Source organism: uncultured Amphritea sp., from assembly GCF_937127095.1.
Lineage (GTDB): Bacteria > Pseudomonadota > Gammaproteobacteria > Pseudomonadales > Balneatricaceae > Amphritea.
Genome location: NZ_CAKZLP010000017.1, coordinates 75,148 through 99,728, shown reverse-complemented (window position 1 = coordinate 99,728; position 24,581 = coordinate 75,148). Strand labels below are relative to the sequence as shown.

The following is a 24,581-nucleotide window of genomic DNA, read 5'->3' as shown; positions in this document are numbered from 1 at the left end:
CCTTACCAATACCTACGCCATATCTTTGGGCAACTGCCTAAAGCGAAAAACATCGATCACATCGAGGCACTGCTACCTTGGAATGTGACATTGCAAGATGCTGTTAACTGACCGCTTACTCAGCAACAACCAACGACTCTGCTTGATCACCTGCCGGGCGGGTTTGTCTGCCTTTAACGCATTGGCCTGATCGACTCGTATACGATCCATCACCTTGCGCCCATACAAGGCCACTACATGGAACAGATCGAACACAACTTCGGCTTGCGGACAGTGCTGCCGGACTTCAGAGTCAAAGGCGGTATTCATATCCATGGCGACCGCTTCAATCTGCTGGCAGCGCTCGCCCAGCTGCTCGAAGAACGGGCGGATCGCCTTTCGGCTATTACCTTCACCCACCCAGAGCACTCGAGTACGTTCGGCATCCATGATGACGGTGGCATATCGGTGCCCCTTATGAAGCGCAAATTCATCCATGACCAAGCGACGAACATCGCCCGGATCAAAGCCACCAACAGAGGCCTCCAAGCGCCGCTTATCAAGGGTTTTAATCGTATGCCAGTGCAGCCCTGTGAGTTGACTGATGTGACTGATCGGCAGTAGTGGCAGCAGCGTTTCAACCCAGGCGATCATCCGCAGTGTCAGCCTTGCGCCAGGCCGTAGCCAATCGATATGTTCGGTAACACGACCACAGTTAAGGCAATCAACACGCCGGACCAGCAGGTGCAGTTCGACACGCTTATCGAACAGGTCACGATCACGAATTTTGCGGATACGCCGGTCATGAATAAGGGGGCTTGGCTGGTGACACCGGCTGCAACGGGGAGTCGTCTTCGGGCAAGGTTCCAGGTGAATAATCAGAGAATGGTCATCGAGCGGAGTGTAAGTGCTGGGTTGAAAACCTGGCCAGAATGAGTTGAACAGAATAGTATGCATAGTGACAGCAGAGTTGAAGGCTTGGTGTGTTTGGCGACTACCAATTTACCTTCGTCTCTGTCTGTCCACCTCATTTTTCCCACGATACCGCGATGAACCTTTTTTTATGCCCTTTTCTTCGCTTTTTCTAGCAAGGAAACGAAGTTTCCGTCTAGCCACGAGCAGGAGCCGAAGGCTCCGTTCTAGCCACGTCTTCGCTTTATAATTACACAGTCAGATCCAGCTGTGACAGCTCTTCCAGCAACCAGCTGCCGGCACTGCCCAGAGAGCGGTTTTCGGCCCAGACCACATCCACCCCCTGCAAGCTCGCTACTTTTTGATAGTCCCGTTGCAAAATAATCAGCTCGCCACTGTCCAGCTTTTCCTGCACTACATTACGGTGTAGATAGGCCCACCCCAGACCACTACACAACAGATCCATAATCAGGTGCGGACTCTCAGAAAACCACACACTGGGGCTGAACATCAGCCGTTCATGGCTGCGGTCATTCAGGTCCACACTGCGCATCACCAACTGTCGATAGGCGCGCAGGTTCGCATGGGACACCGGCTGTTGTGCGGCGATCGGATGATCATGACGACAGACGGCCACCAGCTCTGAGTAACCGATACCCCGAAAACCAAACCCTTGTGGATAGCTCTCGCGCTCCAGCATCAGACCGATATCCGCGCGGTTTGTGCGCACCAGTTCCGCCACATCACTACCGCCGGGATCCAGCAGTTCCAGCTGAATATGGGCAAAGCGCTGTTCAAAGCGGTGAAGAATCGTCAGCAGCGGCCGGTTGGAGATACTCTGCTCGACGGCCAGACAAAGCTCGACCTCATCACTGTGCCCCAGCGCCTGGGCATGCACACGAAACTCATGCTGACTATGCAGCACCGTTCGGGCATATTCCAGCAGCGCTTCACCGCTTTTAGTCAGTACCGGATTACGGCTGCTGCGATCAAACAGCTCAACATTACTGTCCAGTTCCAGGTTACTGATGGCGGTGCTGACCGCCGACTGCGCCTTACCCAGACGCCGGGCGGCAGCGGAAAACGAGCCGGTTTCCGCCGCCATCACAAAGGCTTCTAACTGATCAATCCCGGCCATCTGTATACCCTCAACCTATCTGATTTTCAGATAGTATCTAACTTTTATCTATCTAAATAAACCCTAGAATGGCCTCCATCATTTAAGCACTGTCAGCTGACAGGGAATTTGTAAGGAGCCATCATGAATCAGCCTATTATTACCCGTACTCCCATGGACCGTCTGCGTCACACGCTGATGTTTGAAGCGCTGTTGCTGACCCTGCTGGCACCGATGATGTCTCTGATGCTCAACAAAGATATCGTTGATGTGGGGATGTTATCTGTGGTGATCAGTCTCAAAGCGATGCTAATCAACCCGATCTTTAACTACTTGTTTGACCGCTATGATGTTCGTCGGGGCAGGGTTCCCACCGAGCGAAAACTGCTGGGCCGGGTTATTCATGCGATGGGGATGGAAGTCACACTGACCGCAACATCATTGCCGCTGATTGTCTGGTGGCTGGATGTCACCTTTATGCAGGCACTGGTAGTGGATATGGTGATGATTTTCGCGGTGATGACCTACACCCTGATTTTCAACTGGGGCTATGACCGGGTGTTTCCTGTGCTGCAAACATCCGTTCATACATCAACTCAGTTGTCAGCTAAAGCGCTGCCGATAGAAAACTAAAAGAGCAGTTCGTTACACCTTAGTAAAGACCTGAATAAAGAGCTGGGTAAAGACCTGAGTAAACACCTGATGAAGCACCTCACTTCATCAGGTACAGATCCGGCCTAAAACCCATAAGGGTCTGGCTCGGCAGTGATAGACGGGGCAGTCTCTTCGAAGTCGACAACGACCGCCTCTGTAACAGCGCCAACACCAGTATCGGCAGCCGGCTCAAACGCATTCGCAGGTAGCGGCGTTTCGACATATTCAAGATCATTTCGGGTCCACCAATAGCGGAAACCGTTATCAACCATCCACTGGCCGATGCGATCCAGTGTCGACCACTCCCGGCAGTCACCTCTGGCGCTATTAACCCTTAACGGCAGCCCATCAACATAAACAATGGCCGCCCAGGCATAGGGGTGCTTATCCGGATCACCAAAACCGCCGCCCTGCTTGTTTCTGAAGATACGGTAAGCGACCGCATAATCCCCCAGACGCCCCTGTTCCCGGCAGGTGGGCAGTTCCGACTGAGTCACCGTTCCGGCGATCTCAAGGTAGACCTCTAAACTCTCATTTGTAAACATCATGAACCATAGTGTTGCTTTTTTAAAAATACAGTCATACATTATGAGTCATGATGAAAGGTTCCACAACGACTAAGATGCGGCTTAACTGGCCTTAAATACGCTATTTTCAGTCACTTCCCGGAACCTTAAACAGCCTAACGCAACAAGGAATTCAGATGGATTCAGGTAATAAAACGGCGATTGAGCTTCTCGAAGATCTTCGCGCTCAGCGTATTACAGCAACAGAACTGCTTGAGCAAACGATTCAACATGCTGAATATGTCGCTGAAACCTACAATCCTTTTTCCGTAAAACTATACAACCGTGCCCGTGAAGCCGCCGCGAAAGCGGATGAGCTTCTGGCGCAGGGATTAGGTGGGCCGCTTTGCGGGTTACCTATTACGATAAAAGAATCACAGTGGCTGGCCGGTATCCCCCTGACCAACGGCTCCCGCACAGAAAACAACGTTATTCCTCAGGAAACCAGTGCCGCGGTACAGCGACTGGAAGATGCCGGCGCGGTGATCTTTGCCAAAACCACCTGCCCTGAATTCTGTCTCACCGGCACCACCTCATCCGAGCTGTACGGCACCACCACTAATCCCTGGAACAGAGAGCGCACCTGCGGTGGTTCATCCGGTGGCGCAGGGGCTGCAATCGCAGCGGGTGCTGGCACTCTGTCACTGGGTGGCGATGGCGGCGGATCGATCCGTATCCCTGCGGCCTTCTGCGGTATCGTCGGTTTTAAACCCTCCTATAAAGCGGTGCCACGAGAGCCCTGCAATCCCTCCTGGAGTACCATTGTCTCCTATGGGCCGATGGCGCGTACCGTCGCCGATGCCCGGCTAATGTACTCAGTGATCGCCGCCAATAATGATGAATATGCCTATGTCGATTCGCTGCATGCCCACGCACAACACCCCCTGTCTCTGACGGGTCAGAAAGTCATTGTCTCTGAAGACCTGGGTATTGCCCCCATTGATGATGATGTGCGGATGACGTTTCGCTACATTGTCCACCAGTTGAGAGAAGCGGGTGCGGAGGTTATTTACGACCATCCACACCTGCCCTCTTCGGTTATCGCCTGGGCCACTTCAGCGATGTATGACACCTGGAGCTTCCAGAAAGATAAAGCTGAACCACTGGCAGGACTTGAGCAAGGCACTCTGGATTCGATGACCTTTGGTGCCAGTATCACCGAAGATGAATTTAATGCGGCAGAAGATCACCGCGAAGCAATTCATGCGGCTTACAAAGCGATGTTTGACCGCAACGACTGCACAACCTTTATTACTCCAACCCTTGGCGTCGAAGCATTCAAGCACACCCTGCGTCACCCTAAATATGTAGGCTCTACACGTATTACCTATCCGTGGCTGGACTGGGCTACCTTTATGTACGATGCTAACTTAATTGGTATGCCCGCCTGCGCTCTGCCCATGGGGCTGGGGAATGAGGGGCTGCCCCTGTCGATTCAGGTTCAGGGGCCACGGGGCACCGATGCTGCGGTGCTGGATATTGCCGAACAACTGGAAAAAATTATCGGTTGGGACCATTCGCCGAAAGACTCTGCATCTGAACCCAAAACCGATACCGATGCGGATGAAGCTAATGAGGATGAGGGGAAAGGTATTATTCATCAGATGAAACGTGCCAGGGATCGCCTGTTACAGCTGCGCGGGACGCCCTCGAAGTGAGACGTTTACAGTTCGACATCATCAGCGAACTTACCCCGGGCGACAAGTTCACTCAGTTGTTTCAGCGCACCTGGCCCGCCTACCGGGCCTGGTATCTTGATGAAGGAGAAGCCGCGCGACCCAGCTACCTTGAGTGTTTAAATGCGCTGAAAGAGTATATGCCTGAGCTGCTGCCACTGTATAAAGAGCTGACAACCCTGCTCGGTTGCGATGATCTGCAGGCCCGTTTTCTCAGTCTCTACTGTCCGCCGACCTTTTACTCCGCTTGCTCCCAACTGATCTATAAGAAAGAACAAAACGCCCTGATTCGCAACTATGATTTCCCCGCCTTTCTCTGTGAAGGCACCATTTTGCAAACTCAGTGGCTGGATAAAAAAGTCATTGCCACCGCGGACTGCCTCTGGGGAGTGCTGGACGGCATCAACGATGCCGGACTGAGCATTTCGATCAACTATGGCGGCCGACTGGTTGAGGGTAAAGGGTTCGGCATCACCATCTTGATTCGCTACATCCTGGAAACCTGTTGCACCGTTGAAGACGCGATTGAGGTGTTTAAACGGGTGCCGGTGCATCTGGATTACAACATCGCGTTGCTGGATAAAGACGGTCATCATGCAACCGTCTTTATCGCCCCGGACCGGGATGTCTGCGTCACCCAGGCGACCACCTCGACGAACCATCAGGGGCCTCAGGAACCGGGTAAACCGCTGTTTCTCGAGGATTCAGTTACCCGGCTGGAGGCACTAAACGTGCTGGCAGGGCCGAGAGACACAAGCCTCACAGACACTGTCGCGCACTTTCTTCTGCCCCCTCTCTTCCGCCCCCATGATCTCTATACATCGGGCACCTTATATACCGCGGTGTATCTGCCCGCAGAGGGGCTGGTCAGCTATGTCTGGCCACATCACAGTGTAAATCTCAGCTTCGATCAGTTCCCGGAACAGATCTTAGATATCCATTATTTATAACCTGCCAACACATAAAACGAGGTGCCACCAACCTGATGAATACAAAGACAAATAAACTCACCTCACTGCTATGTTGGATCTATAAAGCAATCTTTCCGTCTGCATCTACCGATGACAGCGGAGTAACCACACCCGCCCCTACTTCAAAAAAAGATAAGAATACAGAGGACGTTTCTATGCGCATGACAGATACGAAAACCCCCACAAAGCTACGCAGCCTGTCCGATATTTACCGTTTCTTTCGCAATACCACCACCCCCATCTACTTTGTTTCCCCTACCGCGTACAACATCCTGGGGCTGGGACAATGGATTCAGGGCTTTAAATATATCAGCCACTTTGACTCCTTTGATGGTGGGCACTTTCGGGTGACCAATGTTGAAAAGAATACCGAACGGGAATTCCAGTCGATGGAAGATATGGTCAACTATCTGTTGAGCCATAAACAGTCGGTCGAGCTGTTCGAACAAGGTGGCAGCAACGGCCTGATTCTCACGGTAATGTTTGATGAGGAAGCGGAACAGATCGCTGAAAGCCTGGGGATGAAACTTGCCCTGCCTCCCGCCAGCCTGCGTGCTCACATCGACTCTAAAATTGTTACCACCCAACTGGCCAATGAAGCGGGCGTGCCCAGCGCACCAAACCTGGTCGATGTTGAAGCGTCCAGCTATGAAGAGTTGCTCGCCTTAGCGGCGGAGAAAAACCTGGGCAACAAACTGGTCGTGCAGACCCCCTACGGGGATTCCGGCAAAACCACCTTCTTTATCAATAGCCAGGAAGACTGGGATAAGCGGTCCAAGAAAATCATCGGTGAAAAGCTCAAAGTGATGAAGTATATCAATCACATTCCCGGTACCGTTGAAGCCGTTGCCACCCGCTGTGGCACTATGGTGGGGCCACTGCAAACCGATATCACCGGCTATGAAGAGCTGACACCTTACAAAGGTGGCTGGTGCGGTAATGATATCTTCCCAGAACTACTACAGGGGGAACAGCGGGACAAGATCATCACCATGGTAAAAGCGATGGGCGATAAGCTCTATGAAAATGGTTATCGCGGCACCTTCTGCTTTGACTATCTGGTGGATACCGATGATGGCGAAGTCTATCTGGGTGAGATAAACCCGCGTATCAGTGGTGCCAGCCCGCTAACCAATCTGGTGACATCAAAATACGGCGGTATACCGCTGATGCTGATCCACCTGCTGGAGTTTATGGATGTTGACTTCGAAATCGACGTCGATGAAATTCAGAAACGCTGGGCCGATTTTGACACCTGGACCCAACTGGTACTGAAGCACACCGAAGACAAAGTACGCCTGATCACCAAAGCACCGCAATCGGGTATCTGGCGCATGCAGGACGATGGCAGCATCAAGTTTATGCGCCACAGTATCGACTGGGGCAACGTTGCTGACAATAACGATGCTTTCTATCTGCGGGTTTACGGTGAAGGCGATTACAGCTATCTGGGTGCCGATATGGGTATTCTGGTGGCCCGGGGACGGATGCAATCCGATGACCGTCAGTTGCTGCCCCGTGCGAAAGAGTGGGTCAACGCGATCAACGCCCAGTTTGAATACAAAGAACTGGAAGAGCTGGAAGTGCCATACATTCCTATCGATAACGTGCGTAAGATGCTCTGATATAGCGAGTTAATCTGAACAAAAAAAGCCCTCTCACCGGTTAACGGTCAGAGGGCTTTTTTATAGCTGATTATCGTATCAGGCGACCCGGGAAATTTTAGTCTGATTGTCCAGGTACTCATCGAAGGTGCCCGGGAAGTGCAGCACTTTCTGATCTTTAATCTCAATGATGTTGTTCGCCAGAGACGAGATAAACGCGCGGTCATGACTAACGAAGATCAGCGTACCATCAAACCCTTCCAGAGCCAGGTTCAGCGCTTCAATCGCCTCCATATCCATATGGTTGGTGGGCTCGTCCATGATCAGCACGTTGATATCCATCATCATCAGCTTGCCGAACAGCAGACGGTTTTTCTCACCACCGGAGCAGACCCGCGCTTTCTTATTGAAGTCATCTGCGGTGAACAGCAAGCGTCCCAGCATCGCCCGGACTTTAAGGTCATCATGTTTCGGTGTGCGCCACTGGGACATCCACTCGAACAACGTCAGATCAGTATTAAAGTCGGCAGAGCTGTCCTGAGGACAGTAACCGATAGAGGCGTTTTCAGACCATTTCACCGTGCCCTCTTTTGCTTGCAGCTCATTCATCAGGCAGCGCAGGAAGGTGGTTTTACCGGCACCGTTTTCACCGATCACCGCCAGTTTGGCGCCCGCTTCGAGAATCAGATTACCGCCGGAAAACAGCATTTCACCGTCAAACCCATGGCCCATTTCTTCCAGAATCAGCGCCTGACGGTGCAGTCGCTTATCCTGTTTATAAGTGATGGACGGGTACTGACGGCTGGAGGTTTTTACCTCATCCAGTTCGATCTTTTCCAGTTTCTTCGCCCGGGAACTGGCCTGCTTCGCTTTAGAGGCGTTCGCAGAGAAACGGTTAACGAAGGCCTGCAGATCATCCATCTCAGCGCTCTTTTTCGCGTTCGACGTCAGCAACTGCTCACGGATCAGTGAAGAGGCTTCGAGATAGTAATCATAGTTACCCGGGTAGATTCTCAGCTCACCGTAATCGATATCTGCCATATGGGTACAGACCGCATTGAGGAAGTGACGGTCATGGGAGATGATGATCATGGTGCTCTTACGCTGGTTAAGAACATTCTCCAGCCAGCTGATGGTATGAATATCGAGGTTGTTGGTTGGCTCGTCCAGTAGCAGAATATCCGGATTGGCAAACAGTGCCTGGGCCAACAGCACCCGCAGTTTCCAGCCCGGTGCAACCTGACTCATCAGGCCAAAATGAAACTCTTCCGCAATACCGGCTTCCAGCAGGATATCGCCAGCACGACTTTCCGCACTGTAACCATCCATCTCAGCAAACTCGACCTCCAGATGGGCGACCTTCATGCCGTCTTCTTCTGACATCTCGGGCAGGGAGTAGATGCGCTCACGCTCCTGCTTCACTTTCCACAGCTCAGCATCTCCCATAATCACCGCATCGATCACCGAGTATTCTTCAAAGGCAAACTGGTTCTGACTGAGGATACCCAGCTTTTCACCCGGGGTCATAGAAACGTTACCCGCTGTCGGTGTCAGCTCGCCACTGAGGATCTTCATAAAGGTGGATTTACCACAGCCGTTGGCGCCAATCAGACCGTAACGATTACCGTTGCCGAATTTCGCGGAGATGTTTTCAAACAGAGGCTCAGCGCCAAACTGCATAGTGATGTTCGCAGAGGAGATCAAAGGAATACGTCCTGAAAAGAAGTTCTGGAAAGAATGTACTGAAAGAGAATCCGGAAAAAGAGCCCTGAAAAGTACAGGTTAAACAGCACCAAACCGGCGCTGCAAAAGAAGCGGCAACTTTAAAGAGTTAAGGCCCCAATGTCGAGAGGCAACTGTACATTTATTGAACAAAAACGGAGTTTCTGAGGATTAGACCAGGTGTGTCAAATTATCTGACCGAAAACAAACCCATTTGCGGTCTATGTCCGGCTTTCTATGCTCTCGGTACTTTCAGTGATTTACTACAGCTTCACCACAAAGGACACCGAGAGCATAGAGGTTTATAGCAACGGTCTGATCAAGGCAGTTCAGCCAGCATCTTCGCCGCAGACTCTCCAACCTTGGTGTCGGCCCCCAGATCTACAGCCGTTTTCAGCGCGGTACGGGCTTTTTCGGTATCGCCCAGCTGGTTGCTAACAAACCCCAGGGTTAGCCAGAGACGCTGATTAGAGGGATCAATAATTGAGCCCTCATCAAGCATCTTCACAGCTTCGTCAGACCGCCCGATGTAATGCAGTGTCAGTCCCAGATTATTGTAGGTATCGCCATTTTCCGGCGCAAAGGACAGCAGCTTTTCATACAGTTTAGCGGCCTGTTGATAGTCCTGTTGAGCAAACTTCTCATTCGCCATCCGGGAGATCTCAACCGGGTCTTGCAGCACACTCAGGTCGGAGGTTGCTCCAACACTGTTGCCGCCCATTGCAGAGCCCCCCATTCCAGAGCTTCCCATACCAGCACCGCCCATCGCTGAAGGAGTACGACCCTGAGTACCGCCCGCCTTACCGGTCAGCAGATCACTGGAGAGGGTTTGCCCGGCTACCGGCCAGTCCAGATTGGGTTTAACCGCCGCCATTTTTGGCTCTGAGAGGTAATACTGCCGGGTGAAGCCAAACACAACCAGACCAAAGATGATCTGAAAAGCCACTATCGAGAGCCAGAACTTAACACTGTGAGAGTTTGGTCTATCGGTCATACAGATTCCTTAACTATTAAACTTAATGCCAGTACTGCAATAATAGTACGACTCACTAGTCGACCACGCAGACAGCAATAAATTCAGCTTTAATTACCACTGAATAACTAAACAGGTGCACCTCGATAATAGTGCCACAGAAACAACGAGCCGGCACTGCGATAGGGAGCCCAGTGCGCAATCATATCCCGTGCCTGCTTTGGCGTCGGTTTTTGCTGCAGCCGTTTCAACCGTCCTAGTGCCACCAGCAAGGCCAGATCATCCGCAGGAAATATATCCTGCCGTTGCAGCGAGAACATCAGATAGATCTCAGCGCTCCAGCGACCAAAGCCACGCAGTGACGAGATCGTGTTGATCGCCTCATCATCGGGCAGATGGGTCAGAGATTCAAGATCCAGGGTTTTATCAACAACCGCGTCGGCCAGCCCGTTGGCATATTCGATCTTACGCCAGGACATCCCCGCATCCCGCAACGCCTGATCATCAACCGCCAGCAGCCGTTCAGCGGTGATATCCGCTAACAGTGTTTCAACCCGCCCCCGAATCGCCGCAGCCGCTTCTGTAGACACCTGCTGCCCGATAATAATCGCCAGTAGTGCCGCAAAGCCTGACGCCCTGACCCGCGGTGCCGGAGCACCTGTCTGAGGCAACGCGCGGGCGATATCGGTGTCAACACTGGCGAGTTGCTGCAGTGCCTGGTTGATATAGGACTGGTCCATCACCTGAGCCCTTGATAACTGAGCCCTTGATAACTAAGCCCTTGATAACTAAGCCCTTGATAACTGAGCCCTTGATAACTAAGCCTTTGATAACTGGGCCTTTGATAACTGAGCATATTAACTCTACGTCTCATCTGCTGCGTTTTGCTGGCGGTGCAACAACTGTTGCATCTCTGCAGCGGGGACAGGGCGACTGAAATAGTAACCCTGAGCATATTCACACCCCATCGCCGTTAGCATCTCTTCCTGCTCGGACGTTTCAATACCTTCGGCAATCACCCGCAGGTTAAGGTTATCAGCCAACGCTATAATAGATTTTGTAATCGCCTGATCATCACGGTCATGCACCAGCTCCCGGACAAAAGAGCGATCAACTTTTAATGAATCTGCGGGCAGGTGTTTCAAATAGCTCAAACTGGAATAGCCCGTGCCAAAGTCATCAATACTGATAGACACGCCTAGTTGTCTTAGCTCTGCTAAAACATTGATGGCGGCTTTAACATCATTCATGATCATGCTTTCAGTAATTTCAAAATCAATGTTAGCACTCTCAACGCCTGTTTCTTTCAACATCGCTTCTATATAGTTAACAAAACCGGCCTGTTGGAACTGCCTGGCAGATAAGTTAATGGCCATGTCGTTTAACCATGAAAACGTCTCTGACCACTCTTTCATCTGCCCGAAAGCTTCCGCTATAACCCACTCACCGATCTCAATAATCAAACCGGTTTCTTCCGCCAGAGGAATAAACTCTATTGGTGAGACAATACCGATATCCGGATGTTGCCAGCGGATCAGTGCTTCCATACCACAGATCTGTTTGCTTATCAGATTCACTTTAGGCTGGTAATAAAGGACGAACTGTTGTTCCTCGACCGCTTTACGCAGCGCATCTTCTAGCTGAAGCTTGCGTACCACTTTGTCATGTATCGCTTTGGTATAAAACTGAAACGCATTACGCCCCATGTTTTTCGACAGGTACATCGCCGTATCTGCATTTTGAATTAACGTTTCTGCTACACTTGAATCATCTGGACAGATGCTGATACCGATACTGCTAGTGACACTCAAGTCATAGCCATCAATCATGTAGGGTTGCCTGATAACAAATAACAACTTCTCAGCAATATTTGATACATCCTGGATATGTTGAAAATCAGACACCAGAACGACAAACTCATCGCCACCAAAACGCGCCACGGTATCCTCTTCACGCAGCTGAAACGCGATCCGTTCTGCCACCTGTTGTAGCAACTTATCGCCAATAGAGTGGCCAAGTGAATCATTGATCGTTTTGAACTGATCCAGGTCGAGAAACAGTACCGCGGCTTTGGTTTTATTTCGCCGGCTGTAGGTTATGATCTGTTCCAAACGGTCGTCAAGCAGACTGCGGTTTGGCAACTTTGTTAGCTCGTCATGGGTTGCCATAAATGCCAGGCGGTTGGTTTCCCGATCAAGATCTTCATTCATCACATCCAGAGCCTGGGCCAGCTCAGTTAACTCGTAACTTCCCCAGTCCGATACAGGCTCAGGCTTCAACCCTATTGAAAAAAGACGGGTACGCTCAACCAGCCTCTCAATCGGCCTGGAGATCATTTTACGTACCGCGCCATTGATAAGAATGCTGATCGACACAACGATAATGATTAAAAAAAGTGCGGCGAAATACACGATTTCAATCAATGGCTTTAAAATCGCCTCTGTCGGAATCAGATGCAGATAACTCCACTGCATAGGTTGCAAGGTGACCACTATGACTTGATAGGACTTACCCTGAAGCATCACCTCACCCATCAGAGTTGCCGTGTTTGGAAAGGGTTGGGACAGGAGCGCCAATAGACCGGTCTCTTCTGCCGCTATAGCAAACGGTTCAGTATTCGTTTCTAATTGCTTTTGCCAGGGGCCAGCTAAGAGAAAATCACCCTCGCGGTCTCTCAATATATGCTGTTCACCGCCAAACTTATCATTCGCAGAATTGATCAGCCTGAATAACATATTCAAATGGACATCCTGCCCCAGTGTTCCGACCCATTCGCCATCAATATCTAACGGATGCACCGCGCTGACAATCCAGGTTCCAGAAACGGGATCAAACAGGGGGGAGTCCATTTTGTTTCACGCTGCGGATTGAGTTCCGGCGACGCCAGTGTCATCCAGTCGGTGTTTGTATAATCGGTATCGGGCTTCATCCGATAGACAAAGTCGGGATAGAGCAGGTCATAGATAAGCTCACTGCGCTGATGATCAAGAAACCAAAGGTTGTCGAAAGCTTGTTTGCTGCTTTTCGCAACACCAAAAGACTCGAATATATGTAACATTCGCCCATAAAATCGCTTAGTGTTCTCTGTCAGCTTATAATCCGGAGGTAAAAACAAGCCCGCATCAACACTTCCATCATAGCTCTCTCGTTTATTTCTCCAGGCACCATCCGTTGAAACCTCCATCCGCTGATCAAATCGAGCTATATCTTCCTGATTCAGGTCTGTCATCTGTCGATTGATAAGCAGATCTAACTTCTGAAGATTTGTCGTAAAGATATCCAGATCAGATGCGAAATCATCCGCCACCACCTGAATATAATCCCGGTGCTGAGTTAACTCTTTCTCTAACAGTTTTGTTTTAGCGACAAAATAGAAGGCTAATAATGCCGGTATTAAAACGGCTAATGAGCTTAAAATAACGATCCAACTCATTTTTCTGGAAACATTCATCACAAACCAAGGCTCAAATCAGATTGAGTCGTCATTCTAGACCAGTAGCGGAGCAAGAGGGGCAATTAAGCCCTCAATATGAGACCTCAGGTAAAACCCGAACACGCTTAGACAGCTTGTAAGCGAGCGTACAAATAAAGCCTTGTTAGCGCAGCGGCAGCTCGATGGTGACCAGAATGCCATGGGGCTCACGGTTTTCCAGTGTCAGCCACCCCTGATAACTTTCGATAATATCATTGCAGATCGACAGCCCTAAACCGGCCCCCTCCTGCCTTTCGTCCAGACGCTGGCCCCGTTGCAGAAGATGTTCGATACTTTCCTGAGGCAGCCCTTTACCATCATCCAACACGAAGATTCTGGCCCGGTCATCGGATGTTTGTATCGTCAACCTCACCTTGCTCAGGCCATATTTACAGGCGTTGTCGAGTAGGTTGCCTATCAACTCAAGCATATCATCACGATCTTGCGGCAATATCAGATCGTCTGAGTAATCCGTTTCAATGTGAATGGCCGGGTATAACTTGCCAAGGATATTGATCAGCGGGGGCAGATCCGCCGCCAGGTTAGTTTGTCGGCCCGGAGATGAAACACCAACGATACGCGCACGCTTCAGTTCGCGCTGAATCAACCACTGAATATCATCCAGCAGATGTTTGATATCCGGGCTGTACGCAGCGGCAGACTCATCCTGCAACTGTTGCAGTCGCTGCAAAGGTCGTTTGATCTCATGGGCCAGATTTCCCAGTGAATGACGAGAACGGCTGACCCGCTGTTTTAACTGCTGCAATAACTGGTCAATATCATCTGCCAGGGGTGCCAGTTCCTCAGGAACACGGCTCAGGTCAGGCTTCTCTTCAGCGTATCGGAACGACTGAATTTTCTCCCGCACCGAGTCCAGATAACGAAAATTGCGGGTCAGAATCCACTGTTGCATAAAAAACAGAATGATCGCACCGCATAATAGAACCAGCAGCGCCCAGAACGAATAGCGCCACTTCAGGGCGTCCAGCGGCGAGCTGTTTTCGATGATGGTCAGGGTAAACGGTGTATCGTTCTTGCTAAAACCCAACTGCCAGACCAGCCAGTTCTGATCACTGGCGCCAGCCATCTGAAAACTGTTTTCCTGTCCCTGAGCCAGGGCTTTAAACCCGGCCGGATAATCCCATAAAGAGCGGCTTCTGATCTCTATTCCGGGACCATTTATCAGATAATAATGCCCGGAAAGCGCCCGCTGATAGACTGAACTTGCGCCCCGTGCACCCACCTCCCATGCCTGACTGTCGGGTACCGGCTGCAATGCTGCGATAATTGATTCGGCATCGTGTTTCATTCGCGAGAGCATATATTCGTGGGAGATCTGACCGATTCCCCAGTTCACCACCAACAGCAATGCCCCCATAGTAAGGCAGAGAGCCATTATCAGACTGCGGCTCAGTTGCCTGCGAATCGATACTTTGGTCATGGATGACTTCTGTACTGAGCAGGTCTATAAACACCCTGCCTATAAGGATTAAAAGAGCTTTGTTGTGAAAAATCTTGTCCGGTCACTGCTCACTCGCCTATCCGATAGCCTTTGCCCCACTGGGTCTTAATAAAATCTTTGCCAAAATAGTTACGCAGGCGGTTTACATAAACCTCTATCACGTTGCTGTCTTTAATCTGCTCCTCTTCGTATACCTGCTCACTGAGATAACTTTTGGAGTGCACCTTATCCGGATACATCATAAAGTGTCTTAATAAACGAAAGTCAGTGGATGTCAGGGAGATCAGCCGACCATCCTGGGCAATCGCCTGCTGTTCCGCCAGCAACAGTCGCACCCCTTTCCATTCCAGCACATTATCCGCTTTACCCAATGTACGTCTGACCACCGCCTGCAGACGGGCGATCACCTCATCGGCATGGAACGGTTTCCCCAGATAGTCATCGGCTCCGGCATTCAGGCCATCGACCCGCTCATGCCAGGCATCCCGAGCCGTGAGAATAATCACCGGCACATGATTGCCCTTTTGGCGCCAGTGTCTGAGCACATCCAGCCCGGGAATTTCAGGTAAGCCCAGATCAAGTACCACCGCATCAAACTGTTCCTCATCGCCGAGAAACTGACCATCCGTACCATTATGGGCCATCTCGACAACATAACCAGCCTTCTGCAGACTACGCTTTAAGCCTTCAGCCTGGTCCAGGTCATCTTCGACCAGTAAAATTCTCAATCGTCCCGTTCCTCTTTTAACACTGTGCCGGTTGTCGCATCGATATGAAACTCACGCACTTCACCATCCTCTCTGAGGACTTCCACCTCATAGATGATCCGCTCATCTTCCTGCTCGATCTCAAGATCAAGCAGGCGGCCTTCCAGCCTGGAGCTGTTAAGTGCGTAAATATCGACAAACGACATGATCTTACCCGCCGCGACCCACTTTCGAACCTGCAGATCGCTGATATCGTCGCCGGCACAAGCCGGGTTAATCATCCCAACGGCCATAACCAGGAATGCTAACAGTATCTTCATCGAACTCTCCACTTTCAGCTCGTTCATGGCACGCATTACAGTTGCTGAAACTACCTACTTTGTCATTGCCACTCACCATCCGCTCTGGCACTTCATCGTGTTTACGCACGAAATAGGGTAGCTCAGTGATACGCAAGGGCGCATCGCCTCGCATACGTTTTAACATTCCACGGCCGGGTTTGCCCGCATTATCCGTCAGATACGCCGTGATCATCGCGGCAGCGTCATCAGAGACTTCAGCATTTTCACCAAAGTGATCATCCAGCGAAGTCATTATCGTCGACCAACTTTCGACCGGCAGCAAACCTGCAGGATAAGCAACATGACAGGCGCCACACTCTTCCCGGTAAACAACAGCTTCAGGCGTGGTCGCTGCACCGACACTATAGGTACCGGACGCATTGCTGACACCGGTAAGACCCAACCCCCATGCGGCCACGATAAAACTGCCTGCTACGCCATAACGAATATATCCCATCGCTTTCTTTACTCCTGGTTTCATAATCCTATTGCCCCCTGATCCACACTAAGAAATCGCCCTTCTCCTGCGCGGTACACTCCCGGTTGAGTGTCCATTTGCAGTTTCTCAAAAACCACTTATCGATCTTGTCACTATCAGTAAAGCGTTTCGGATTGACTGACAGTGCCATCGGTTGAATCGCCTTGCCGGTTTTAGCATGCTTACCCACACTCCTTGGATCTACACCGTGACACTGGGTGCAACTGCGACCATCGTTATCTGAATTCCACAGTGCTAGTCCAGCCTCTGCAGTAAATGTTTCAGCACCCTGTGCGCGGTATTCATCCAGCTTCTGATCAATAACGCCCGCATTGACAGTAAACGCCAGGCAAGACAACAGCCCAGCCAGCAGTCCTATTTTTTTAGACATGAGTCTCTCCTGTAACCTTCTCAATATTTGATTTGTCAGCACCGCTAACTTTGACACCGGTAACCATGGCGCGGATAAGGTTTTCGCGGTGCAGCAAGCTGCTGACGACCACCCCTGCAAGATGAATAAACACCAGGGCCAGGGTGCCGTTAGCACAAATTTCGTGCAGTTCTTTCACCAGATCCGGATTAAATGACGCAACAAAAGTTCCCGCCAGCGGGCCTGCATCATCAATAGCAATCAGTGTCATACCGAAAAAGCAGGTCAGCGCCAGCATCAGCAGCAAAGCGATAACCATGAGGCCGCCGGCAGGATTATGGCCAACGTAATGCTCAGCCTTACCCGTTAGCAGCGACTTCAGATAGCGCACCACCTTCTCTTTACCGGTGACAAAATTAGTGAAACGGGCATATTTAGGCCCGACAATGCCCCAGAGCAGGCGGAATGCGATCAGCGCACTGATGCCATAGCCCATATAGAAGTGCAGAGTTTCAAAATCACCTTCACTCAGATAGGCAACCGTGAAAAACAATGCCAGTGACCAGTGGAACACCCGCACAAGCGGATCCCAGACTTTAATAATCTGTTGTGAATCATTGCTCGACATCTATAGCCTCCTCATACCGTTCATATCCATGAACAATCTCTATAGTGACCATCTTAATGAGAAGTTCTTAAAAGAAGCTTAAAAAGCCTTAAGGTTCTAAAGGTTTTTGAAAAATAAGTGCCACAGACCTGTGAACATGATCAGAATGTTGATAATCAGCAGGTGACCATAACCGACCTTACATTCCATTATTCGCAATACTACGATGTATATATATCAATATACGCAAGATATTTTTTTATATAGAGTAGCCCTATTAAATTTCAGCGGCGTCGCCTGTATAATATTGCCCCTGCCTGAATTTAAGCCTTGCCGGTCAGCGGTATCTGCAGGCGGCATAAAGCACATTTTCAGTCACTGCCGACAGGCAGTGACTTAATTAATCGGAACTATCAGATATGTCTAATAACTACTTCAACACGCTGCCACTGCGTGAGCAACTGGAACAATTGGGTAAATGCCGTTTCATGTCTATCGACGAGTTCAGCGATGGCGTTGAAGCACTGAAAGGCAAGAAGATGGTTGTTATCGGTTGTGGCGCACAGGGCCTGGCTCAGGGTATGAACCTGCGTGACAGTGGCTGTGATGTCTCTTACGCCCTGCGTGAAGCAGCGATCGCCGAAAAGCGTCAATCCTGGAAAAATGCATCTGAGAACGGTTTTGTTGTAGGGACTTACGAAGAACTGATCCCAACCGCTGATGTGGTTCTGAACCTGACACCTGACAAGCAGCACACTTCTGTTGTTAACGCGATTATGCCGCTGATGAAGCAAGGCGCTTGCTTGTCTTACTCGCACGGTTTCAACATCGTTGAAGAAGGCATGAAGATTCGTGAAGACCTGACCGTTATCATGGTTGCACCTAAGTGCCCGGGTTCTGAAGTACGTAACGAATACGTGCGTGGTTTCGGTGTACCTACCCTGATCGCAGTTCACGAAGACAACGATCCTAAAGGCGAAGGTCTGGCACTGGCTAAAGCCTATGCTGCCGGTACCGGTGGCCACAAAGCGGGCGTGCTGATGTCCTCTTTCATCGCTGAAGTTAAATCTGACCTGATGGGCGAGCAGACTATCCTTTGCGGTATGCTGCAAACCGGTTCTCTGCTGTGCTTCGACAAGATGGTTGAAGAGGGTATCGACCCGGGTTACGCATCTAAGCTGATTCAGTACGGTTGGGAAACCATCACCGAAGCACTGAAATACGGCGGCGTAACCAACATGCTGGACCGTCTGTCTAACCCGGCTAAGATCAAAGCATTTGACCTGTCTGAAGAGCTGAAACAGATCATGCGTCCGCTGTACAACAAGCACCAGGATGACATCATCGACGGCACTTTCTCCCGCACGATGATGGAAGACTGGGCCAACGATGACAAAAACCTGCTGGGATGGCGCGCAGAGACTGCTGAAACGGCTTTCGAAAAGACCCCTGCTGGCGATGTTGAGATCTCCGAACAGGAATACTTCGATAACGGCATCCTGATGGTAGCTATGGTTAAAGCGGGCGTTGAGCTGGCATTCGAAACTATGACCGCTGCGGGCATCATCGCTGACTCTGCATACTATGAGTCACTGCATGAAACTCCGCTGATCGCTAACACCATCGCCCGTAAGAAGCTTTACGAGATGAACGCAACTATCTCTGACACTGCTGAATACGGTTGCTACCTTTACAACCATGCGTGTCTGCCGCTGCTGGCTGATTTCATGAAAGACATTAAGACCGACGTTATCGGTAAAGGTCTGGACCTGGAAGATACCGGCGTAGACAACGCTCGCCTGATCGAAGTGAACACTGCCCTGCGTTCACACCCGGTTGAAGCGATCGGTGCTGTACTGCGTGGCCATATGGCTGACATGAAGAAGATCGTTTAATTAATTAAGATCTTACTTCCAGAAAGGGCTGGGCTTAATCGCCCGGCCTTTTTTTATGTTCAAACACTATTGATGCTGATTCTGGATACTTATGAATATACGCCTCGACAACCTGACAGTTAACTTCGATGATCGCTTTCAACTGGATCAGATCAACTGGCAACTGGACGACACCCAGCATTGGGTGATTACCGGTGCTAACGGTTCAGGAAAATCAGCATTAGCCGCCGTGCTGGCAGGTGCTGGAGATAATCTGAGCGGAACGATCGAAGGGCTCCCTGCCAGGGTCGGACTGGTCTCTTTTGAAGCCCAGGCAGAGTTGATCGAGCGGGAGCGCAAAAAAGATGACGCCGATATCATGGACGTTATCTCCGAGGGCACTCCGGTGCACGAGATTCTCAGCGAAGGCGGCCGCAACCCGGCACTGGTCAGCCAGCTGGTTGAAATGTTTAAGCTGGAATCACTGCTGAACCGTTCATTCCGCAAACTGTCCACCGGCGAATCGCGCAAAGTGATACTGATCCGTGCGCTGGCCAGCGAACCTGAACTGCTGGTGCTGGACGAACCCTTCGATGGTCTGGACGCCCACACCCTGGAGATGCTGCAGCAGTATCTGGCAACACTGGTAGAAACGGTGCCGATGGTACTGGTGCTGAACCGCTTCGACGAGTTTCCCGATTTTGTCACCCATATCGCCTATGTCGATCATGGCCGACTCGCTTATCAGATCGACCGGAACGACAAGCGGGCCTATAACGAGCTGTATCAGCTGTTGCACCTGAAGACCACAGATCTTGAAGTACCGGCTGCGGACCCGGAAACCGCGATTCCCAGGCTCGATCCGGCTCAGCCATTAGTTAAGCTGAACAGCATCAACATCACCTACGATGGCCACCGTATTATCGACTCACTGGACTGGACCATCGAGCGCAACCAGCACTGGCAGCTCAGCGGCCCCAACGGTAGCGGTAAAACCGGCCTGCTCTCCCTGATCACCGGCGATCATCCGCAGTGTTATGTTAACGATATATTTGTGTTTGGTTTCCAGCGGGGTAAAGGCGAAAGCATCTGGCAGATCAAACAGTTTATCGGCTACGTCTCCACCGCCCTGCAGTGGGAATATAAAGTCGGTACCGGTCTGCGCAATGTCATCATCTCCGGCTTCTACGACAGCATCGGCCTGTACACCAAAGCCACCGATCGACAGAAAAAGATCGCCGATGAATGGCTCGCACTACTGGGGATGTCTGACCGGGCCGATACCCCGTTCAACAAACTCTCCTATGGTGACCAGCGTCTGCTACTGATCGCACGGGCGATGGTCAAACACCCTCCCCTGTTGATACTGGATGAGCCCTGTCTGGGACTGGATGATATGAACCGCCAGCTGGTTCTGGCGCTGATCGAGAAGATCTGCGCCGCTAGCGAAACCTCGGTGCTCTATGTTAACCACCATGCCGAAGACAAGATCAAAGGGATCGAGAACTACCTGAAGCTGGAAAAGCGTGAGCCTGCTGCAAGTTAATTGCAGCGGTATTGATCTGCAGATAAGAAAACCCGGCATCACTGCCGGGCTTGTTCTGCGCTGATGAGCGGTACGGTGGTGCGATCAGATGCCCGAAGGGGAGGACAAATCACGCAATCACGCTACCGCAGCAGATAATCAGAAGACGATACGCATACCCATCAGATAACCCGGATCGGCATTATCTGCGTCGGTGTCACCGATCTCGGCAAACAGACTAACGCCTTTCTGCTCCGGGAACTTATAGGTGGCATTGGCATACCAGCCCGTCACGTCAACACCGGTATCTTCATCACGGTTCTGAACCCCTACTGCAACGGTTGTAGTTTCGGCAACCGGGAACGAGGCCACCAGATTGTACACATCGGCAGTATCTTCCATCGAACCATAGTCCGCGCCAAACTTAGCAAAGCCTGCATCAAAAGTTACCCCAACGCCCCACGAAGAGACGGAATCAGATCCAAGTTCCTGATAGTTCTGATACGCCGCCATCAATTCAAGGTCACCTAACTCGGTAGAGAGGAACAGATCCGTAGATTTGACGCCATCACTATCCGCATTGCCTTCCGCTTTAAAATCGGTAGAGACTGACACAAACAGATTTTCGAACTGCGCATCAACACGGATAACATCATCACCCTGATCGTTGTTGAGATCGAAAATGTCATCTTCAACCACTGTTTCATAAGACTGTTCAACGCTGAATTCATCGCTGGAATAGTTCTGCTTACCGACGCGCAGATCGATATTATCAAAACTCAGGCCCAGATAGGCCTCTTCCAGTTTACCGCCATCCTGAGAATCGCTGCTCTGGTCATTGGCGCGTTTATCAAAGCTGTAATCCAGTTGGGCGAACGCACTCATACCTTCATTAAGGCTATAGGTCACCCGGTTTTTCAGTTCCAGATCGTCAAACTCAAGATCCTGATCCTGGTTATCACCGATCTTCTGGCGCAGTTGAACCTGCAGATCACCTTTAAGATCATATTTCAGGCCGTTGCCTTCATAGATGGTTGCCGCCTGAACGGAACCGGCCAGCATCGCGGCTGCAATTGCAGTAGTCAGAGCTACTCTCTTCATCGTGTTCTCCACTTCATTGATGGATTGCTTTTATATTTTTTGTTCAGGTTTTCGGGGTTCCTGAAGCCCATTAGTGCTCAGTCATCGCTACACTCGAACAGCCATTCAGATAGTTCTGATCTGATACGAACCTTAGCGTTTGAGACACTTTAAAGAGAGATGGTTTTAATTTGAAGTTATTGAAAATAAAGGATTTATTGTTTATACATCGCATTAAGTTCGTTTTGTTCATGGCACAAGACAGGCGAAAAAAAACCCTGGCGATTGCCAGGGTCAGTATCATTTAAAGCGGTCATCGATAAAGCAGATCAGCCCTCGCCTTCATTCACCGCAACTTCTGGGCCTTTGCGATTGCGATTGCGGAACAGGTCAAGCACTGGCGGTACAACCAATACGATCACGGCTATCGAGATGATCGTCAACGTCAATGGACGCTCCCAAAGGAATGCCAGACTACCATCAGAGATCACCAGTGCCCGGCTCAGATTGGTCTCCATCAAACCGCCGAGAATATAACCGAGCAGCATCGGGGCCATCGGAAACTCCAGCAATTTCAGGAAGATCGCAATCACCGTGATCACCACCATCATCTGAATATCAAAAGTGTTAAAGCTAACCAGATAAACCCCGGTGATTGAGAAGAACAGAATCATCGGAATCAGAATCGGCCGTGGGATCACCAGCAGCTTAGAGATATAAGGGATCAGTGGCAGGTTAAGAATCAGCAGCACCAGGTTGCCGAAATACATGGAGATAATCACTGACCAGAACACATCCGGATGATCCAGAAACAGACGCGGACCCGGCTGAATACCATAAGCGATCAACGCCCCCAGCATAATAGCTGTGGTGCCAGAACCCGGGATACCCAGCGTTAGCAAGGGTACAAATGAACCGGTGGATGCCGCATTGTTCGCTGACTCCGGTGCAGCCAGTCCGCGCAAAGACCCCTTACCAAACTTCAGTTTCTCTTTTGCTGATGCCAGGTTACGCTCCAGACCGTAGGCCAGAAAAGACGCAATCGTTGCACCCGCACCCGGCAGAACACCCACCAGAAAGCCAAACACCGAAGATCGCGCAATCGTCGGAGCCACCTCCTTGATCTCCGCCCTGCTGAGTTTCATACTGCCCAGCTTACTCATATCAACCTGCTCTTCCTCCTCGCGGTGTTCACCTTTCAACACCGTCATCACCACTTCGGTCAATGCAAAGGTCGCCATCGCCAGCAACAGGAAGCTGATACCATCAATCAGGTCGATACTACCGAAGGTAAAGCGGGTTGCTCCCGAGGTCGTATCGGTGCCCACTGTCGCAATCATCAGACCAAACACGGTCATGATCAGCGCCTTAATCACCTGCCCTTTTCCAGAGAAGGCAGCAACGGCCGTCAGACCCAGAATCATCAAGGCAAAGTAGTCGGTCGACTGAAAACTGAGAGAGACTTTTGCCAGTGCCGGTGCGGCAAACAGCAATGCTATCGCCCCCACCGTACCACCGGTAAAGGAGGAGTAAGCGGCCAGTGCCAGTGCCTTTCCCGCCTGATTTTGTTGAGCCAGTGGATAACCATCAAAGGCTGTTACCACGGTGCTGGCACACCCCGGGGCGTTGATCAGTATCGAGGAGGTAGAGCCACCAAATACAGCGCCATAATACACTCCCGCCATCAAAATAATGCCGGAGGAAGGATCAAGACCATAGGTGATCGGGATCATCAGCGCGACAGCGGAGATAGGCCCAAGACCCGGCAACATTCCGATGAAGGTACCGGCAAAACATCCCACTACCACCATCATCAGATTAAAGGGCATCACCGCAGTGCTAAGCCCGGCAAAAATTCCGTCTAACATCGTTTCAGCCCCCAAAGAATTGCATGTAAAGCTGACCAGGCGCGAGATAAATATCCAGCAACTTAGCCAGTATGAACCAGATCCCTACCGCAAAAGGGACCGACACTATCAACAGCGTTTTGATACGACGCTCACCCAGTAACCAGAATCCGCCCATCAGGAAAAACATCGTCGCCAGCATAAATCCGGTCCACTCCAATGCCAGACCAAAGACGACGATCAGCACCAGTAACTTTGCGACCAGTGCAAAATCGTAGTTACTAAGACTCAAACGCTTACTCTCAGTCCGTTCTGCAGTCAGCAGCAAGGCCAGTGATAAAAGCCCCCCGAGTATAGCCAGCGTCTGTGGTACAGTGCGCGCAGTGAAGGGTTCAAATTCATCCCCCGGCAGCATCTGTATATCCCCGGCATAGTAGCCATACAGCAGAGACAGGCAGAGAAACACCATTCCGCCAATATGATCTTTAGTCATAATCATGAAGCACTCCCGGACAGAGAAAACCCTGTCGGATAAACCAAAAAAAGCTCCGGGCCAGAGGCTTAACCTATATTAAGCACTGTCGATAAAGACCCGGAGAAGAGCTAACCAATAACCACCAATATTCTTAATCAGTCCCAAGAAT

The 24,581-nt window shown here is 50.7% G+C and carries 23 protein-coding genes and 1 pseudogene; 7 read left to right on the top strand and 17 right to left on the bottom strand.

Features of this window, described 5'->3' with window-relative positions; translation table 11 throughout:
• Positions 1-21: 21 nt before the first annotated feature.
• Positions 22-111, top strand: coding sequence for a hypothetical protein (locus Q0499_RS23660; protein WP_363317770.1), 90 nt, complete (start codon positions 22-24; stop codon positions 109-111).
• A 9-nt stretch (positions 112-120) separates the two neighbouring features.
• Here the strand turns inward: Q0499_RS23660 and Q0499_RS03985 are convergent.
• Together Q0499_RS03985 and Q0499_RS03980 are read right to left on the bottom strand one after the other, a co-directional pair.
• Positions 121-936, bottom strand: a pseudogene (locus Q0499_RS03985) (ISL3 family transposase); the annotation flags it as partial.
• A gap of 205 nt (positions 937-1,141) precedes the next feature.
• Positions 1,142-2,029, bottom strand: coding sequence for a LysR family transcriptional regulator (locus tag Q0499_RS03980; protein WP_299196248.1), 888 nt, complete (start codon positions 2,027-2,029; stop codon positions 1,142-1,144).
• A gap of 123 nt (positions 2,030-2,152) precedes the next feature.
• On the opposite strand from Q0499_RS03980, the gene Q0499_RS03975 reads away from it, so the two are divergent.
• Positions 2,153-2,641, top strand: a complete 489-nt coding sequence (locus Q0499_RS03975; protein WP_299196246.1) for a PACE efflux transporter — start codon at positions 2,153-2,155, stop codon at positions 2,639-2,641.
• Between the two features lie 104 nt (positions 2,642-2,745).
• Here Q0499_RS03975 and Q0499_RS03970 read toward each other — a convergent pair whose 3' ends face one another.
• Entirely contained in the window at positions 2,746-3,207 is a 462-nt protein-coding gene (locus Q0499_RS03970) for a hypothetical protein (RefSeq protein WP_299196242.1), read from the bottom strand.
• A 158-nt stretch (positions 3,208-3,365) separates the two neighbouring features.
• Between Q0499_RS03970 and Q0499_RS03965 the strand changes: the two genes are divergently transcribed.
• From Q0499_RS03965 to Q0499_RS03955, 3 genes are read left to right on the top strand one after another with little or no spacing between them, the layout of a single operon-like run.
• Positions 3,366-4,886, top strand: coding sequence for an amidase (locus Q0499_RS03965; protein WP_299196240.1), 1,521 nt, complete (start codon positions 3,366-3,368; stop codon positions 4,884-4,886).
• Positions 4,883-5,854: a C45 family peptidase gene (locus Q0499_RS03960; RefSeq protein ID WP_299196238.1), complete on the top strand. Its 972-nt coding sequence runs from the start codon at positions 4,883-4,885 to the stop codon at positions 5,852-5,854. The genes Q0499_RS03965 and Q0499_RS03960 overlap by 4 nt, the downstream gene beginning before the upstream one ends.
• A gap of 35 nt (positions 5,855-5,889) precedes the next feature.
• Positions 5,890-7,500, top strand: a complete 1,611-nt coding sequence (locus tag Q0499_RS03955) for a biotin carboxylase (RefSeq protein ID WP_299196235.1) — start codon at positions 5,890-5,892, stop codon at positions 7,498-7,500.
• A 78-nt stretch (positions 7,501-7,578) separates the two neighbouring features.
• On the opposite strand, the gene Q0499_RS03950 is transcribed toward Q0499_RS03955, so the two are convergent.
• From Q0499_RS03950 to Q0499_RS03900, 11 genes are all read right to left on the bottom strand, one after another.
• Positions 7,579-9,183, bottom strand: coding sequence for an ABC-F family ATPase (locus Q0499_RS03950; RefSeq protein WP_299196233.1), 1,605 nt, complete (start codon positions 9,181-9,183; stop codon positions 7,579-7,581).
• A 337-nt stretch (positions 9,184-9,520) separates the two neighbouring features.
• The gene (locus Q0499_RS03945) at positions 9,521-10,195 is read right to left on the bottom strand and encodes a tetratricopeptide repeat protein (RefSeq protein WP_299196231.1); all 675 of its coding nucleotides are present in this window, start codon (positions 10,193-10,195) and stop codon (positions 9,521-9,523) included.
• Between the two features lie 107 nt (positions 10,196-10,302).
• On the bottom strand, positions 10,303-10,914 hold the full coding sequence (locus Q0499_RS03940; protein WP_299196228.1) for a DNA-3-methyladenine glycosylase 2 family protein: 612 nt from the start codon (positions 10,912-10,914) through the stop codon (positions 10,303-10,305).
• Positions 10,915-11,037: 123 nt separating this feature from the next.
• Entirely contained in the window at positions 11,038-13,023 is a 1,986-nt protein-coding gene (locus tag Q0499_RS03935; RefSeq protein ID WP_299196226.1) for an EAL domain-containing protein, read from the bottom strand.
• Positions 12,960-13,607 carry a hypothetical protein gene (locus tag Q0499_RS03930; protein ID WP_299196224.1) on the bottom strand — a complete coding sequence of 216 codons (648 nt, stop codon included), beginning with the start codon at positions 13,605-13,607 and terminating at the stop codon, positions 12,960-12,962. The genes Q0499_RS03935 and Q0499_RS03930 overlap by 64 nt, the downstream gene beginning before the upstream one ends.
• Before the next feature lie 163 nt (positions 13,608-13,770).
• Entirely contained in the window at positions 13,771-15,087 is a 1,317-nt protein-coding gene (locus tag Q0499_RS03925) for a sensor histidine kinase (protein WP_299196222.1), read from the bottom strand.
• An 89-nt stretch (positions 15,088-15,176) separates the two neighbouring features.
• Positions 15,177-15,836, bottom strand: coding sequence for a response regulator transcription factor (locus Q0499_RS03920; protein ID WP_299196220.1), 660 nt, complete (start codon positions 15,834-15,836; stop codon positions 15,177-15,179).
• Entirely contained in the window at positions 15,833-16,135 is a 303-nt protein-coding gene (locus Q0499_RS03915; RefSeq protein WP_299196218.1) for a PepSY domain-containing protein, read from the bottom strand. Before Q0499_RS03915 ends, Q0499_RS03920 begins: the two co-directional genes overlap by 4 nt.
• Complete coding sequence (locus tag Q0499_RS03910; protein ID WP_299196216.1) at positions 16,089-16,637, bottom strand: diheme cytochrome c; 549 nt, start codon at positions 16,635-16,637, stop codon at positions 16,089-16,091. The genes Q0499_RS03915 and Q0499_RS03910 overlap by 47 nt, the downstream gene beginning before the upstream one ends.
• Positions 16,638-16,641: 4 nt before the next feature.
• Positions 16,642-17,025, bottom strand: coding sequence for a DUF1924 domain-containing protein (locus Q0499_RS03905; protein ID WP_299196214.1), 384 nt, complete (start codon positions 17,023-17,025; stop codon positions 16,642-16,644).
• Positions 17,018-17,632, bottom strand: coding sequence for a cytochrome b/b6 domain-containing protein (locus tag Q0499_RS03900; protein ID WP_299196212.1), 615 nt, complete (start codon positions 17,630-17,632; stop codon positions 17,018-17,020). The genes Q0499_RS03905 and Q0499_RS03900 overlap by 8 nt, the downstream gene beginning before the upstream one ends.
• A 398-nt stretch (positions 17,633-18,030) precedes the next feature.
• Here Q0499_RS03900 and ilvC point away from each other — a divergent pair, with 398 nt between their 5' ends.
• Positions 18,031-19,506, top strand: coding sequence for a ketol-acid reductoisomerase (ilvC, locus tag Q0499_RS03895; protein ID WP_299196210.1), 1,476 nt, complete (start codon positions 18,031-18,033; stop codon positions 19,504-19,506).
• Between the two features lie 91 nt (positions 19,507-19,597).
• Positions 19,598-21,031: a molybdate ABC transporter ATP-binding protein ModF gene (gene modF / locus Q0499_RS03890; protein ID WP_299196208.1), complete on the top strand. Its 1,434-nt coding sequence runs from the start codon at positions 19,598-19,600 to the stop codon at positions 21,029-21,031.
• Positions 21,032-21,169: 138 nt separating this feature from the next.
• Here modF and Q0499_RS03885 read toward each other — a convergent pair whose 3' ends face one another.
• The 3 genes from Q0499_RS03885 to Q0499_RS03875 all read right to left on the bottom strand — a co-directional run bounded on the left by Q0499_RS03885 (position 21,170) and on the right by Q0499_RS03875 (position 24,436).
• The gene (locus Q0499_RS03885; protein ID WP_299196206.1) at positions 21,170-22,111 is read right to left on the bottom strand and encodes a porin; all 942 of its coding nucleotides are present in this window, start codon (positions 22,109-22,111) and stop codon (positions 21,170-21,172) included.
• Between the two features lie 308 nt (positions 22,112-22,419).
• Positions 22,420-23,958 carry a tripartite tricarboxylate transporter permease gene (locus Q0499_RS03880; RefSeq protein WP_299196204.1) on the bottom strand — a complete coding sequence of 513 codons (1,539 nt, stop codon included), beginning with the start codon at positions 23,956-23,958 and terminating at the stop codon, positions 22,420-22,422.
• Between the two features lie 4 nt (positions 23,959-23,962).
• Complete coding sequence (locus tag Q0499_RS03875) at positions 23,963-24,436, bottom strand: tripartite tricarboxylate transporter TctB family protein (RefSeq protein ID WP_299196202.1); 474 nt, start codon at positions 24,434-24,436, stop codon at positions 23,963-23,965.
• Positions 24,437-24,581: the final 145 nt, after the last annotated feature.

Excerpts from the sequence above, each read along its gene's own strand:
- Q0499_RS03935 (WP_299196226.1), bottom strand. The coding sequence starts at position 13,023 with ATGGACTCCCCCCTGTTTGATCCCGTTTCTGGAACCTGGATTGTCAGC.
- Q0499_RS03910 (WP_299196216.1), bottom strand. The coding sequence starts at position 16,637 with ATGAAACCAGGAGTAAAGAAAGCGATGGGATATATTCGTTATGGCGTA.
- Q0499_RS03930 (WP_299196224.1), bottom strand. The coding sequence starts at position 13,607 with ATGAGTTGGATCGTTATTTTAAGCTCATTAGCCGTTTTAATACCGGCA.
- Q0499_RS03945 (WP_299196231.1), bottom strand. The coding sequence starts at position 10,195 with ATGACCGATAGACCAAACTCTCACAGTGTTAAGTTCTGGCTCTCGATA.
- Q0499_RS03875 (WP_299196202.1), bottom strand. The coding sequence starts at position 24,436 with ATGATTATGACTAAAGATCATATTGGCGGAATGGTGTTTCTCTGCCTG.
- Q0499_RS03905 (WP_299196214.1), bottom strand. The coding sequence starts at position 17,025 with ATGTCTAAAAAAATAGGACTGCTGGCTGGGCTGTTGTCTTGCCTGGCG.
- Q0499_RS03900 (WP_299196212.1), bottom strand. The coding sequence starts at position 17,632 with ATGTCGAGCAATGATTCACAACAGATTATTAAAGTCTGGGATCCGCTT.
- Q0499_RS03880 (WP_299196204.1), bottom strand. The coding sequence starts at position 23,958 with ATGTTAGACGGAATTTTTGCCGGGCTTAGCACTGCGGTGATGCCCTTT.
- Q0499_RS03955 (WP_299196235.1), top strand. The coding sequence starts at position 5,890 with ATGAATACAAAGACAAATAAACTCACCTCACTGCTATGTTGGATCTAT.
- Q0499_RS03980 (WP_299196248.1), bottom strand. The coding sequence starts at position 2,029 with ATGGCCGGGATTGATCAGTTAGAAGCCTTTGTGATGGCGGCGGAAACC.
- Q0499_RS03940 (WP_299196228.1), bottom strand. The coding sequence starts at position 10,914 with ATGGACCAGTCCTATATCAACCAGGCACTGCAGCAACTCGCCAGTGTT.
- Q0499_RS03915 (WP_299196218.1), bottom strand. The coding sequence starts at position 16,135 with ATGAAGATACTGTTAGCATTCCTGGTTATGGCCGTTGGGATGATTAAC.
- ilvC (WP_299196210.1), top strand. The coding sequence starts at position 18,031 with ATGTCTAATAACTACTTCAACACGCTGCCACTGCGTGAGCAACTGGAA.
- Q0499_RS03885 (WP_299196206.1), bottom strand. The coding sequence starts at position 22,111 with ATGAAGAGAGTAGCTCTGACTACTGCAATTGCAGCCGCGATGCTGGCC.
- modF (WP_299196208.1), top strand. The coding sequence starts at position 19,598 with ATGAATATACGCCTCGACAACCTGACAGTTAACTTCGATGATCGCTTT.
- Q0499_RS03965 (WP_299196240.1), top strand. The coding sequence starts at position 3,366 with ATGGATTCAGGTAATAAAACGGCGATTGAGCTTCTCGAAGATCTTCGC.
- Q0499_RS03975 (WP_299196246.1), top strand. The coding sequence starts at position 2,153 with ATGAATCAGCCTATTATTACCCGTACTCCCATGGACCGTCTGCGTCAC.
- Q0499_RS03925 (WP_299196222.1), bottom strand. The coding sequence starts at position 15,087 with ATGACCAAAGTATCGATTCGCAGGCAACTGAGCCGCAGTCTGATAATG.
- Q0499_RS03970 (WP_299196242.1), bottom strand. The coding sequence starts at position 3,207 with ATGTTTACAAATGAGAGTTTAGAGGTCTACCTTGAGATCGCCGGAACG.